Here is a 13,425-nt window from a genome sequence, read left to right on the forward strand (position 1 = left end):
CGTTTTTTAAAACCCAAAGAGTAACTCATGCCGACTTTTACCACCCGCCCCGAAATCACCGGCACCTTCGGTGTCGTCACTTCCACCCACTGGATCGCAAGCGCCGTCGGCATGAGCATCCTGGAAAAAGGCGGCAATGCCTTTGACGCCGCCGTTGCGACCGGGCTTGTGCTGCAGGTTCTGGAGCCGCATCTGAACGGTCCGGCCGGCGACCTGCCGGTCATCTTCCACAAGGCCGGAACCGGCGAGACCAAGGTCGTCTGCGGCCAGGGCCCGGCGCCGGCGGGAGCCACCATCGACCATTACAAGGCGGAAGGGCTGGATCTCATTCCGGGCAACGGCCTGCTGTCGACCGTCATTCCGGGTGCCTTCGACGGCTGGATGCTGATGCTGCGCGACCACGGCACGTTGAGCCTGCGCGATGTGCTGGAGCCTGCGATCTATTACGCTGAAATCGGCCAGCCCATGTTGCCGGGTGCAGCGGCGACCATCGGCGGGCTGCAGGACTTCTTCCAAAAAGAATGGCCGACGTCCTTCGAGACCTGGGTGCCGGGTGGAAACGTGCCAGAAGCCGGCGAGATGTTCAAAAACCCGGTTCTGGCCCAGACCTGGACGCGGCTCTTGAACGAGGCAGAAAGCCAGTCCGGTCGCGAAAAGCAAATCGACGCGGCACGCGACTGTTTCTACCGCGGCTTCATTGCCGAGGAGATTGCGGCCTTTCTGGAAACCGCCGAGGTGATGGATGGTTCGGGCGCAAAACACAAGGGTGTGCTGACCGCCGACGATCTGGCGACCTGGAGCGCGACTTACGATGATCCGCTCCTGAGCGATTATCACGACTGGACTGTTGCCAAGACCGGCCCATGGGGACAGGGGCCCGTGCTCCTGCAGGCGCTGGCGCTCCTGAAAGGCTTCGACATCGGCGCGATGGACCCGGCTGGTGCCGACTTCGTCCACCATGTGACGGAAGCCATGAAGCTCGCCTATGCGGACCGCGAGGTCTATTACGGCGATCCCGCTTTTGTTGACGTTCCGATGAGCACGCTGCTGTCGGACGACTACAACGATGCGCGGCGCAAACTGATTTCCGACACCGCGTCCTTCGACCTGCGCCCCGGCGTTCTGCCGGGCTTTGAGGATCAGGTCGCTGCCAACATGGCCGTGATTGAACGCGCTGGCATTGCCAACACCGGTCTTTACGAACCGACGATGGCGCATCTTTCCGAGCGGCGGGGCGACACGGTTCATCTCGACATCATCGACCGCTGGGGCAACATGGTTGCCGCGACCCCGTCCGGTGGCTGGCTGCAATCCTCTCCGATCATTCCCGCGCTTGGCTTCTGCCTGAATTCCCGCGCACAGATGTTCTGGCTGGAAGACGGCTTGCCGACCAGCCTGGCGCCCGGCAAACGCCCGCGTACCACGCTGACCCCGAGCCTTGCCTTCCATGAAGGGCGGCCGGCGATGGTGTTCGGCACACCAGGCGGCGACCAGCAGGACCAGTGGCAGCTTTCCCTGTTCCTGCGGCTGGTGCATCACGGCCTCAACCTGCAGGAAGCCATCGATCTGCCGCTGTTCCACACGACCCATTTCCCGACGTCGTTCCACCCGCGCCAGCGTCAGCCGGGACACGTGATGGCTGAGGGCAATTTCAGCTCAGAGACAATCAACCTGCTGCGGGCTCGCGGGCATTCGGTGGAAGTTTCCGGCAACTGGACCATTGGCCGGCTGACCGCTGCCAAGCGCAGCGCGGACGGCGTCCTGAAAGCAGCGGCGACCCCGCGCCTGATGCAGGCCTACGCGGTCGGTCGATAGACGACAGCACAGCCCCGCCGATGCCTTGCACCTATCGGCACCGGTGGGGCTTTCAAACCCGTGCGAAGAGCTCCCTGAGGGCTTCGGCGTCGATCGCCCTGCAAACCGCACCTGCCGGCCTTGCGGTTGGCGTGTCTTCGGCCGCCAGCATGGCGTTGAGGACAGCTTCCTCGATTGCCTCCACCGCAGCCATGTAGACCGGATCGAGCAGATCGTCGTTCAGCGACACCATGGATTTCCACGGCCCGCTGAGCTGCGGCAGATCCATTTCATTGGCCGTGCTGAAAGCAAGGAAAATGTCGCCGGAACTGTTGCCGCCCGGCGTTCCGCCCCTGCCAATGCCAATGGTCGCGCGGCGGGCCAGACGGTCGAGCTGAGAAGGCAGCAGCGGCAGATCCGTTGCGATGATCACGATGATCGAGCCACGCTCCGCCTTGAAACCTGGCAACCGGTCTTCCATCATCTTTTCCCCGACGGACTGTCCCAGCACCTTGAACCATGGCCGAAGACCGTGGTTCGCCTGCACAAGAACCCCGAGCGTGTGGGGCTTGCCACCTGTCTCGATACGCCGTGAGGCGGTCCCCGTTCCTCCCTTGAACTCGTAGCAGATCATGCCCGCACCACCGCCGACATTGCCTTCGGCAGGCGGATTGGATGTCGCGTTTTCAAGGGCTTTTGCCGCGTGTTCCGGCCGCACATGCAGGCCATTGATGTCGTTGAGGACACCGTCATATGTTTCCGCGACAACCGGCATCGCCCACAGATGGTTGTTCTCCCAGGCATCGCGATAGGTATCGACCATCCAGCGTACGGCGGCCTCGTGCGCAGCGCCTACGCTATGCGTGTTGGTGATCAGGATCGGGCCGGTGAAATAGCCCGCGTCCTTGACCCAGTGACTGCCGGTCATTTCACCGTTGCCGTTGAGCGCATGCAGCCCTGCCCACACCGGACGCGGTGTCGATGTTCGCCCCCGGGGCAGAATTGCCGTGACGCCCGTCTGCACCGGAAGGCCGTTGCTCGCGAGCGCAGGTGTCAGCCTCGAGGACAGCGTTTCATAGCCGACAAGCACCCCTTCGACATCGGTAATCGCGTTTTGCGGACCCGGAGTGCCCGGCATGGGAAGTCCCAGGTCGCGGGCACGTTTGGAGTTATGTTTCTGCGTCATTTCTTGCGGGACCGCATGTAGAGGCCAACGGACGCGATGATGAAGGAAAACACCAGCATGACCGTGGCAATTGCATTGATTTCCGGTTTGATGCCCCTGCGCAGCATCCCGTAGATGTGAACAGGCAGGGTCGTGGAATCGACGCCGGAGATGAAATAGGTGATCACCAGATCATCCATCGAGATGATGAAGGCGAGCATGGCGCCGCCGATGACACCCGGTGCGATCAGCGGCAGGGTCACCCGCCGGAATGTTGTCCAGCCATCGGCCCCCAGATCCGCCGATGCCTCTTCCAGGCTGTCGTCCATATCCGCGATGCGGGCGCTGACCACGATGAACACGTAACTGCTGAGGAACGTGCAGTGGCCGATGATGATCGTGTGCAGTCCAAGACCGAAGCCGAAGGACACGAAGAAGATCAACAGTGCGATGCCGAGGATGATGTCGGGCATGATCATCGGCATGAACAGAAGGGCCCGGTAGAAATTCTTGAGGCGGAACCTGAAACGGGCGACAGCCAGCGCAACCGACGTACCGAGCACCGTCGACACCGCCGTGGTGATAAGGGCTACCGTCAGGCTGTTCAGTACAGCGTTATAGAGCTGATCGGTGGATTCCACGTAAAGCGTCAGCTCGTTCAGTTCCGTCGGGAAGCCGAAGATCGTGCGGTACCAGTCGAAGGTAAACCCCTGCCAGATCATCATGTTGACCGGGTTGGAGTTGAACGAGAACACCGTGATCAACAGGATCGGTACATAGATGAAGACCAGAAACAGCCATCCGTAGACCGACAGGAACAGGTTTCGCCAGGAAATCTTGCGCCTCATGCCGCGACCTCCTCTGCCACCTTCGATCCGCCGGAGCGCCGCTCTTCACGGGTAACAATGCGGATGTAGTAGAGAAGCAGGACCAGGACGGCGGCCATCACCATCATTCCAAGCGCTGCTCCGAAAGGCCAGTTGCGCGCCGACAGGAATTGCTGCTCGATCAGATTGCCGATCATGACCACCTTTGCCCCGCCCAGAAGCGACGGCACGATGAAATTGCCAAGGCTCGGGATGAAGACGATGATCGACCCGCCAACAATGCCTGGCAGGGTCATTGGCAGGATCACGCGAAAAAATGTCTGCAGCCGGTTGGCGCCCAGGTCCTGCGAGGCTTCGATCAGGCTGTGGTCCAGCTTTTCGATGCTGGCATAGAGCGGCAGGAACATGAACGGCACGAACACATAGACCATGCCGATGACCACCGCCGTGCCTGTGAAGATGATTTCCAGCGGCTGATCGATCAGTCCGAGGCCCATCAGCGCCTGGTTGAAGAAACCGGTTGGCCTCAGGATCAGGACCCATGCGAACAGACGCACGATCAGGCTGATGAAGAAAGGCAGCGTGATCAGGAAGATGACCAGGTTTTTCATCCTGTCAGACATCCGCGACACCCAGAATGCGACCGGGTAACAGAGGATGAGGCTGAGCAAAACAGTGGTTGCCGCCAGTTTCACCGACCGCAGAAAGATCTCGATATAGACCGGATCGAAGCGCTCGTACTTGGTGTCGGCCCATCCCAGAATGCGACCGTAGTTAAGATGGAAGAATTTCCATTCGACGCCGCCATAAAGACCCGGTGTGAGCCAGGAATAGACGATCATGATGGCGAGCGGCCCGAGGAAGAAGACCGCGAGAAAGGCGGACGGCGGCAGCAAGAGGCCAAACAGCGTCAGCTTTCGCCTGTTTTCCAGTGTGTTGTGCACCCAGCTCATGCCGGAACTCCATTTCCCGGAATGAGGTGCACGGCATCATGCGGCACGAACAGCGAGGTCTGTTCGCCGATGGTGTGATGCGACGTGCCAGGTCCCGCCCGAAGCGATGCCCTGACCGGCGGCAGCCCCTGGCAAGAAAGAACAAGACGGTAATCGGTACCGGCGAAAAAGCTCTCGCTGACCGTGCCCGAGATTTCGTGTCCCGCCCGCTCGCCAGAACCGCTTTGCCCCAGGTCCGCCAGAAGGTTTTCCGGCCGGATCAACACCTTTGCCGAATCGCCTCGCTTCAGGCCGTTTACCGGACAATCGCGTATGACGGTACCATCGGTCAGAACGACGTCGCAACGCGCACCGGCGACCGAAACCACTGTCGCGTCCAAAAGGTTGCTTTCGCCGATGAAGCGGGCAACGAATTCGTTCGCCGGACGTCGGTAGAGCTCTTCAGGCGCATCAAGCTGCTGGATGGTGCCGCCGTTCAGTACCGCGATCCGGTCCGACATAACCAGGGCTTCTTCCTGATCGTGCGTGACGAAGATGAACGAGATGCCAAGTTCGTGCTGCAGGGTCTTCAGCTCCTGCTGCATCTTGTGGCGCAGGTTCTTGTCGAGTGCCGACAGGGGTTCGTCCAGCAGAAGAATTTTAGGCCGGGCCACAAGCGAGCGGGCAAGGGCCACCCGCTGTTGCTGCCCACCGGAAAGCTGGCCGATCTTGCGCGCACCCATTCCGGCAAGGCCGACAAGCTCGAGCATGCTGCCGACGCGCTGTCTGATTTCCGCTTTCGCGACGCCTTTAACCTCGAGGCTGTAGGCAACGTTCCGTTGCACGGACAGGTGCGGGAACAGGGCATATCTTTGAAAGACGGTGTTGACCGGTCGCTTGTGTGCCGGCTGATCCGATACCGGTTGGCCGTCTATGTAGATCTCGCCACCGTCGAGATCCTCAAACCCGCTGACCGCCCTCAGCAAGGTGGTCTTGCCGCAGCCCGACGGGCCAAGCAGCGTCAGAAACTCGTTGTGAGCCACTGTCAGGGACACATTGTCCAGTGCCCGGATGACGCCACCTTCCGGAGCCTGAAAGCTCTTGGAGGCGCTTTCGATCCTCAAAATTCCTTGCATTCTACCCCCTCGGAACGTCAGGCGACATGCGCGGCCCGGGGCCGCGCAGTCTGAACGGGACGGTCATCCGCATCCGCACTCATTGTGCCGTTTTGATGCGCGTCCATTCACTGTTGTAAAGCTGCAGGTCGCGGCCGAGGTCCACGAAGATCTGCAGCTTTTCCATCACGTCCTGAGGCGGGTAGATGCTTTCATTGTTGGCAATTTCCGGCGGCAGGAGATCCCGGGCCGGCAGATTGGGGGTGCCGTTCAGCTGCTGCTGTACGTTCAGCGCGGAAATTTCCGGCTGAAGATAGAATTGCAGGAACTTCTTTGCGTTGTCCTTGTTGGGCGCGCTGGCAAGGACGCAGATGTCCTCCTGATACATGGTCGCGCCTTCCTCCGGGATGACGTAGGCGAGCACGTCCGGAGCCTGCTGCACGAAAATGTTCGCGCCGACATACCAGTGTGCCGCCGCCACATCGCCAGACTGGACCAGCGGAATGCTGTCGTAGGTAAAGGCGGTGACGTTCTTCTTGCGCTCCAGAATGTAATCTGCCGCGGCCTTGATCTCGGCTTCATCGGTGGAATTGACCGACGTGCCGTTCATGATGTGACCGATGCCGATGGTCTCGCGCAGATCGTCAAGAAGGATGATCTTCTCGCCCTTGTCAGCCAGGGCGAAGAAATCCTCCCAGCCGGTCATTTCGGCCACTTTCTGCTTGTTGTAGGCGATGCCGACAGTGCCCCAGGCATAAGGCAGACAGTATTCCGCGTCCGGATCTGTCTTCGCGCGGATGAACTGCGGGTCGATGTTCTTGAAAGCCGGATCGCTGCCGATGCCGGTCTTTTCCAGCAAACCAAGCTGGAACATGATGTCGTGCATATGGACCGACGGGAACACGATATCGTAACCGGTGGCGCCTGCCTGGATCTTCGCAAGCATTTCCTCGTTGGATCCATAGGTGTCCAGGTTGACCTTGATCCCCGTCTCCTCGGTAAATCTGGTCAGAACCTGCGGATTTATGTAGTCGCCCCAATTGTAGAGATTCAGTTCTTCCTCGGCCTGCGCAGCACTGGCAACAGCCACCAGTGCCGCTGCCCCAAGTGTTGCCTTGGCAACTCTCTTCAGCGTGTTGTTAGTCATGGAACCCTCTGGTTTGCTGCCACGTTTCTGGGAGGTGAACGGGCTTGCGTCCAAAAGGAGATTGAATTATGACATTTCTGTCAAATGTTATTTTTCTGTCATTTTGGGAGCTGAAATGGAAGCCGGCTTCTCCTCCTTCCCTCAGGCGAAATTCGATGAATTCATCAAACGCTTGCAGGATGAAACACCCAAACTCCCCAAGCAGGAGGCCCGGCTCGCGCAGTTCGTCAGCCTGAATATTTCATCTCTCGGGCTGGAAACCGGGAAATCTCTCGCGGAAAAGGCGGGGGTTTCAGAGGTCACCGTCGGAAGGTTGCTGCGCCGGCTCGGTTGCGACGGCATGAAAGGGCTGAAGCAGCTGCTGCGCGAACATTATTCGGTCACCACGGCCTCCTTCGTCACCGACGGGGACATTCCTTTGCGGTTCGTCGAGACGCTGGAAGCCGAGGTCCAGGGACTGACCAACGTCTTCAACCAGACGCAAGGCGATAATTGGGAAGAGGTCATCCGACTGGTTTCGACTTCCGAGACGATTTACGCCACGGGATTTCAGTCGATCCGGGGAACGGTGGAGGATTTCGCCCGCCGGATGGCGCTGGCGCGAAAGAATGTCCATTTCCTGTCCGCCCATGACGGCATGCTGGGCGAGTGGCTTGATCACGGCCCGGAAACGGCCGCCACAACGTGCCTTATCCTGGTGGACGTCGTGCCCTATGCATCGGAATCGCTGAAGCTCGCCCGGTTGGCAAAGAGCCAGGGCCGGTCAGTGATTGTGGTTTCGGACGAATATTGCCACTGGAGTAGGGAGATCGCCGATGCCGCCGTCTATGCGCCTTCCAGAACGGGCCTCTTCCTGGAGTCGACCATCGGGATCGTTGCCGCGCTCAGCCTGATGGTCGACATTGCAGCCAGGGCCAACGAGACGACCTCGAGCCACCGGCTGGTGCAATGGAAGGCGAATTCGAAGAAGCTGGGACTGTTTTAGCGCGGGATCAGAACGTCGGCGGCGTACAGGCGCTGACAACGACACAGCGGCCGTTTCGCAGTGCCTTGAATCTGTGCGGGATCGAGCTCTTGAAGAGGTAGGCATCTCCTGGTCCGAGGATCTTTCTCTGCTCGCCGACGGTCACTTCAAGCCGTCCCTCGATGACGATACCGGCCTCCTCGCCCTCGTGGCTGAGCATGACGCGGCCCGTATCCGCCCCCGCTTCATAAACTTCGTAAAGCATCTGCAGCTCGTGGCCGAAGAGGCTGTTGCCGACTTGCCTGTAGGAAATGTTGCCCTTGCCGATTTCGGTCAACTCATCGACGCCGAAAAACACCTGCTCCTGCCGCTCCGGCTCATAGGCGAAAAACTCCGACAGGCCGATCGGTATACCGTCCAGAACGCGTTTCAATGCGCTGAGGGAGGTGTTGATCTTGGCCGCTTCCAGCTGGGAAATGAAACCGTTGGTGACACCGGCCCGTTTCGCCAATTCCCGCTGTGAATAGCCATGCGCTTCCCGGATCGCCCGCAGGCGCAATCCGACGTCGCGTGAGAAGTCATCGGTGTTTAGTGTGTTTATCATCCTAAACATCTTCCCACTCAATTTTTGTCTTTTCAATATCTTGATGCCTGCAAGAAACAGACTATTCGGCTTGTCAAAATCAGTGCTTTCTAGTGCGACCGACCGAGGAGGCGCACATGAACATCGTCAGCAACACCACAGATATTCGATCCAACCAGCCGCTTGACGCTTACTGGATGCCATTTACCGCGAACCGGCAGTTCAAGCAGTCTCCACGCATGCTGGTCTCGGCCAAGGGCATGCATTACCGGAGCGACGACGGCCGCAGCATTCTCGACGGCACTGCGGGCCTCTGGTGCTGCAATGCCGGACACGGTTATGAAGAGATCACCAATGCGGTCGCACGGCAATTGTCCGAACTGGACTACGCGCCCTCCTTCCAGATGGGCCATCCGATTGCCTTCGAATTTGCAGAACGTCTGAAGCAGATTGCGCCGGAAGGCTTCAACCATGTCTTCTTTACCGGATCCGGGTCCGAATCCGTCGATACGGCATTGAAGTTGGCGCTCGCCTATCACCGCGCCCGGGGGGACGCTTCCCGAACCCGGTTGATAGGTCGCGAACGCGGTTATCACGGTGTCGGCTTCGGCGGCATTTCCGTTGGCGGCATCGTCAACAATCGCCGCCATTTCGGTTCGCTCCTGACCGGTGTCGATCACTTGCCGCACACCCATGCTCCCGAACACAACAGCTTCAGCAAGGGCCAGCCTGAATGGGGCGCACATCTTGCGGATGATCTGGAACGGATCGTCGCGCTACACGGGGCGGAGACCATCGCCGCAGTCATCGTGGAACCTGTTGCAGGCTCCACCGGCGTACTCATTCCGCCCAAGGGATATCTGGAGCGACTGCGTGCGATCTGCGACCGTCACGGTATCCTGTTGATCTTCGACGAGGTCATCACCGGTTTCGGACGACTCGGCGCTCCATTCGCATCAGATTTCTTCGACGTGAAACCGGATCTCTTTACCACTGCCAAGGGTCTTACCAACGGCGTCATTCCGATGGGAGCGGTCTTCGCGCAGGACGCTATCTATGAAGTCTTCATGGACGGTCCGGCCGAGACAATCGAACTCTTCCACGGCTATACCTATTCCGGTCACCCGGTCGCCTGCGCCGCCGGCCTAGCTACGCTCGATATCTACGAGAAACATAAGCTTCTGACCCGTGGTTCGGAGATCTCCAGCACCTGGGAAAACCGTATCCATACGCTCAAGAGCGCAAAACACGTCAAGGACATCCGCACGATTGGCGTCATTGCCGGCATTGAACTGGATTCCCGCGAGGACGCGCCCGGAAAGCGTGCCTATGAGGTTTTCGTCAAGTGCTTCGAGGCGGGCTTGCTGATCCGCGTGACCGGCGACATCATCGCTCTTTCTCCACCATTGATTGTTGAAGAAGACATGATTGACGAGATGGTGGCAACGCTGGGACGGGTCCTCTCCGAGACGGCCTAGGTATTCAGTCTTTCGCCCTGCCCCTTGTCATACATAACAAAAAACCCCGTCAGTTTTTTCTGACGGGGTTTTATTTTGTATCGGTATGTGGCTTTGAGCTTTTTTGTGCCAGTGCGTCGGGCATAGCGCTTTTTGTGGGAGCGCTGGTCAGTTTGGAATCAGTATCCGTTAGCAACAAAAAACCCGGCGCGCGGCCGGGTTATTTGTTGGTTGCGGGAGCAGGATTTGAACCTGCGACCTTCAGGTTATGAGCCTGACGAGCTACCGGGCTGCTCCATCCCGCGTTGTTTTTTTGTTTGTCCTTTGCGCGCTGCGCGTTTGGTCAAACTGGGTCTGGTCCCTTTTGGGCATACCCTTATGTTTCGGTTTGACCGGAAGACTGCGCTGATATGGGACAAGAGATCCGGAGCGCAGCGGAGGCAAGGCCAAGTGGCCGCCGGCCGGTCGGGCCGCCCCGCGGAGCGCAGCCCGAAGGGCGTTACGCGCGTGAGCGACAGACAAATTGAAGAGGTTTCAAATTGCGATTTGCAGGCCTGGCGGCGACCTACTCTCCCACACCTTAAGATGCAGTACCATTGGCGCTGGGGAGTTTCACGGCCGAGTTCGGGATGGGATCGGGTGGGGGCTCCCCGCTAGGGCCACCAGGCCGGCGAAGCGCAATTTGCGTGAACTGGTCTATATATTTTTTGATGTTTTGGTCGGCCTCGCCTGGGACGAAGGTTCCAGGACATTGGCCCTATGGATCATTTCAAACGCGCTCAAGCAGCCCGAAGGGCGGTAGCGCACTTAAAATGATCTTTTCGATGCGCCAGGGGCGCATCCAAAAGATGAACATTGACTAATGAGAGGATCAAGCCGAACGAGCTATTAGTAAAGCTAAGCTTCATGCGTTGCCGCACTTCCACACGCTTCCTATCGACGTGGTGGTCTTCCACGGCTCTTCAGGGAGAACTGGTTTTGAGGTGGGTTTCCCGCTTAGATGCTTTCAGCGGTTATCCCTTCCGTACATAGCTACCCTGCAATGCGGCTGGCGCCACAACAGGTCCACCAGAGGTACGTCCATCCCGGTCCTCTCGTACTAGGGACAGATCCTCTCAATTCTCCTACACCCACGGCAGATAGGGACCGAACTGTCTCGCGACGTTCTGAACCCAACTCACGTACCACTTTAATTGGCGAACAGCCAAACCCTTGGGACCTGCTCCAGCCCCAGGATGTGATGAGTCGACATCGAGGTGCCAAACAATGCCGTCGATATGGACTCTTGGGCATCATCAGCCTGTTATCCCCGGCGTACCTTTTATCCGTTGAGCGATGGCCCTTCCACGAGGGACCACCGGATCACTATGGCCGTCTTTCGACTCTGCTCGACTTGTCAGTCTCGCAGTCAGGCAGGCTTATGCCATTGCACTCAACGAGCGATTTCCGACCGCTCTGAGCCCACCTTCGCGCGCCTCCGTTACCATTTGGGAGGCGACCGCCCCAGTCAAACTACCCGCCACACACGGTCCCGGATATTGTTGTACCGCGGTTAGATATCCATGACGACAAGGGTGGTATTTCAAGGGTGACTCCACAAGAGCTGGCGCTCCTGCTTCAACGTCTACCACCTATCCTACACATGTCGTGACGAATACCAGTGTGAAGCTGTAGTAAAGGTGCACGGGGTCTTTCCGTCTGACCGCAGGAACCCCGCATCTTCACGGGGAATTCAATTTCACTGAGTCTATGCTGGAGACAGCGGGGAAGTCGTTACGCCATTCGTGCAGGTCGGAACTTACCCGACAAGGAATTTCGCTACCTTAGGACCGTTATAGTTACGGCCGCCGTTTACTGGGGCTTCAATTCGGTGCTTGCACACCTCCTCTTAACCTTCCAGCACCGGGCAGGCGTCAGACCCTATACGTCGCCTTACGGCTTCGCAGAGCCCTGTGTTTTTGATAAACAGTCGCCACCCCCTGGTCTGTGCCACCCCACAACGGTTGCCCGTCGTGAGGTCTCCCTTCTCGCGAACTTACGGGAGCATTTTGCCGAGTTCCTTCAGCATAGTTCTCTCAAGCGCCTTGGTATTCTCTACCAGTCCACCTGTGTCGGTTTCGGGTACGGTTTATACGGTGGAGCTATTTCCTGGAACACCTTCGCTGCACCCCCAATCCAATAAGGAGATACAACACACGGCATCCGTCACTACCACCAAGCTGCAGAATATTAACTGCATTCCCATCGACTACGCCTTTCGGCCTCGCCTTAGGGGCCGGCTAACCCTGCGCCGATTAGCGTTGCGCAGGAACCCTTGGACTTTCGGCGAGCGGGTCTCTCACCCGCTTTATCGTTACTCATGTCAGCATTCGCACTTCTGATATCTCCAGGAGCCCTCACGGGTCCCCCTTCGCAGACTTACAGAACGCTCCGCTACCGCGCATCATAAGATGCACCCGCAGTTTCGGTGTATGGCTTGAGCCCCGGTACATTTTCGGCGCGGAACCCCTTATTTAGACCAGTGAGCTGTTACGCTTTCTTTAAATGATGGCTGCTTCTAAGCCAACATCCTGGTTGTTTTGGGAGTTCTACATCCTTTCCCACTTAGCCATAACTTAGGGACCTTAACTGGCGGTCAGGGTTGTTTCCCTCTCCACAATGGACGTTAGCACCCACTGTGTGTCTGCCGGATAGTACTTCTCGGTATTCGGAGTTTGGTTAGGATCAGTAAGGCGGTAAGCCCCCATAGCCCATCCAGTGCTCTACCCCCGAGAGTATTCATCCGACGCTCTACCTAAATAGATTTCGCGGAGAACCAGCTATTTCCGAGTTTGATTGGCCTTTCACCCCTAGCCACAGCTCATCCCCGACTTTTTCAACAGGCGTGGGTTCGGTCCTCCAGTGCGTGTTACCGCACCTTCAACCTGGCCATGGCTAGATCACTCGGTTTCGGGTCTAATCCAACGAACTAGGGCGCCCTATTCAGACTCGCTTTCGCTACGCCTACACCTACCGGCTTAAGCTTGCTCGTTAAATTAAGTCGCTGACCCATTATACAAAAGGTACGCTGTCAGGCTTGCGCCCTCCAACTGTTTGTAGGCATCCGGTTTCAGGAACTGTTTCACTCCCCTCGTCGGGGTACTTTTCACCTTTCCCTCACGGTACTTGTTCGCTATCGGTCGACAAGGAGTACTTAGGCTTGGAGGGTGGTCCCCCCACGTTCAGACAGGATTTCACGTGTCCCGCCCTACTCGAGGACTTGCATAATTTCTACCCGTACGGGGCTATCACCCACTAATGCCCGACTTTCCAGACGGTTCCGGTTCTTAAATGCAAGCCACTGGCCTGGTCCGCGTTCGCTCGCCACTACTAGCGGAGTCTCGGTTGATGTCCTTTCCTCCGGGTACTTAGATGTTTCAGTTCCCCGGGTTTGCTCCCTTG

9 protein-coding genes, 1 tRNA gene and 2 rRNA genes (1 of these 12 only partly in view) are annotated in these 13,425 nt (G+C 58.2%); 3 read left to right on the plus strand and 9 right to left on the minus strand.

Features of this window, described 5'->3' with window-relative positions:
- Nucleotides 1-27: 27 nt before the first annotated feature.
- On the plus strand, nucleotides 28-1,815 hold the full coding sequence (locus tag FIV03_RS05140; RefSeq protein WP_152508889.1) for a gamma-glutamyltransferase family protein: 1,788 nt from the start codon (nucleotides 28-30) through the stop codon (nucleotides 1,813-1,815).
- 52 nt (nucleotides 1,816-1,867) lie between these two features.
- On the opposite strand, the gene FIV03_RS05145 is transcribed toward FIV03_RS05140, so the two are convergent.
- The 5 genes from FIV03_RS05145 to FIV03_RS05165 all read right to left on the minus strand — a co-directional run bounded on the left by FIV03_RS05145 (nucleotide 1,868) and on the right by FIV03_RS05165 (nucleotide 6,980).
- Nucleotides 1,868-2,980 carry a P1 family peptidase gene (locus tag FIV03_RS05145; RefSeq protein ID WP_152508890.1) on the minus strand — a complete coding sequence of 371 codons (1,113 nt, stop codon included), beginning with the start codon at nucleotides 2,978-2,980 and terminating at the stop codon, nucleotides 1,868-1,870.
- Nucleotides 2,977-3,807: an ABC transporter permease gene (locus tag FIV03_RS05150; RefSeq protein WP_055656819.1), complete on the minus strand. Its 831-nt coding sequence runs from the start codon at nucleotides 3,805-3,807 to the stop codon at nucleotides 2,977-2,979. The genes FIV03_RS05145 and FIV03_RS05150 overlap by 4 nt, the downstream gene beginning before the upstream one ends.
- The gene (locus tag FIV03_RS05155; RefSeq protein WP_152508891.1) at nucleotides 3,804-4,739 is read right to left on the minus strand and encodes an ABC transporter permease; all 936 of its coding nucleotides are present in this window, start codon (nucleotides 4,737-4,739) and stop codon (nucleotides 3,804-3,806) included. Before FIV03_RS05155 ends, FIV03_RS05150 begins: the two co-directional genes overlap by 4 nt.
- Nucleotides 4,736-5,854, minus strand: a complete 1,119-nt coding sequence (locus tag FIV03_RS05160) for an ABC transporter ATP-binding protein (RefSeq protein WP_152508892.1) — start codon at nucleotides 5,852-5,854, stop codon at nucleotides 4,736-4,738. The genes FIV03_RS05155 and FIV03_RS05160 overlap by 4 nt, the downstream gene beginning before the upstream one ends.
- A 79-nt stretch (nucleotides 5,855-5,933) precedes the next feature.
- Nucleotides 5,934-6,980, minus strand: coding sequence for a spermidine/putrescine ABC transporter substrate-binding protein (locus FIV03_RS05165; RefSeq protein WP_152508893.1), 1,047 nt, complete (start codon nucleotides 6,978-6,980; stop codon nucleotides 5,934-5,936).
- A gap of 115 nt (nucleotides 6,981-7,095) precedes the next feature.
- Between FIV03_RS05165 and FIV03_RS05170 the strand changes: the two genes are divergently transcribed.
- Complete coding sequence (locus FIV03_RS05170) at nucleotides 7,096-7,965, plus strand: MurR/RpiR family transcriptional regulator (protein ID WP_152508894.1); 870 nt, start codon at nucleotides 7,096-7,098, stop codon at nucleotides 7,963-7,965.
- 7 nt (nucleotides 7,966-7,972) lie between these two features.
- Here FIV03_RS05170 and FIV03_RS05175 read toward each other — a convergent pair whose 3' ends face one another.
- Nucleotides 7,973-8,548, minus strand: a complete 576-nt coding sequence (locus FIV03_RS05175) for a cupin domain-containing protein (protein ID WP_152508895.1) — start codon at nucleotides 8,546-8,548, stop codon at nucleotides 7,973-7,975.
- Nucleotides 8,549-8,664: 116 nt separating this feature from the next.
- On the opposite strand from FIV03_RS05175, the gene FIV03_RS05180 reads away from it, so the two are divergent.
- A complete protein-coding gene (locus tag FIV03_RS05180; protein WP_152508896.1) occupies nucleotides 8,665-10,005 on the plus strand; it encodes an aspartate aminotransferase family protein in 1,341 nt (446 codons plus the stop codon).
- Between the two features lie 207 nt (nucleotides 10,006-10,212).
- On the opposite strand, the gene FIV03_RS05185 is transcribed toward FIV03_RS05180, so the two are convergent.
- From FIV03_RS05185 to FIV03_RS05195, 3 genes are all read right to left on the minus strand, one after another.
- Nucleotides 10,213-10,289 (minus strand) — tRNA-Met (locus FIV03_RS05185).
- Nucleotides 10,290-10,536: 247 nt separating this feature from the next.
- Nucleotides 10,537-10,651 (minus strand): 5S ribosomal RNA (gene rrf / locus FIV03_RS05190).
- A 200-nt stretch (nucleotides 10,652-10,851) separates the two neighbouring features.
- Nucleotides 10,852-13,425: ribosomal RNA gene (locus FIV03_RS05195) — 23S ribosomal RNA — on the minus strand (it continues 149 nt past the right edge of the window).

Origin of the sequence: Labrenzia sp. THAF187b, from assembly GCF_009363375.1 — a bacterium.
Taxonomy (GTDB): Bacteria; Pseudomonadota; Alphaproteobacteria; order Rhizobiales; family Stappiaceae; genus Roseibium; species Roseibium algicola.